This window comes from Halosimplex carlsbadense 2-9-1, from assembly GCF_000337455.1.
GTDB classification, from domain to species: Archaea; Halobacteriota; Halobacteria; order Halobacteriales; family Haloarculaceae; genus Halosimplex; species Halosimplex carlsbadense.
Genome location: NZ_AOIU01000014.1, coordinates 1 through 318 on the forward strand (window position 1 = coordinate 1; position 318 = coordinate 318).

The 318-nt window shown below is 55.7% G+C and carries 1 rRNA gene; it reads right to left on the bottom strand.

Features of this window, described 5'->3' with window-relative positions:
* Positions 1 to 318, bottom strand: a 23S ribosomal RNA gene (locus C475_RS22290); the annotation flags it as partial.

Genomic DNA, 318 nt, shown 5'->3' on the forward strand with positions numbered 1-318 from the left:
CGACCACGTCTCAGCGACAGCCTGCAGTAAAGCTCTATAGGGTCTTCGCTTCCCCTTGGGGGTCTCCAGACTCCGCACTGGAACGTACAGTTCACCGGGTCCAACGTTGGGACAGTGGCGCTCTCGTTTATCCATTCATGCAAGCCGCTACTGAAGCGGCAAGGTACTACGCTACCTTAAGAGGGTCATAGTTACCCCCGCCGTTGACGGGTCCTTCGTCCTCTTGTACGAGGTGTTCAGATACCCGCACTGGGCAGGATTCAGTGACCGTACGAGTCCTTGCGGATTTGCGGTCACCTATGTTGTTACTAGACAGTC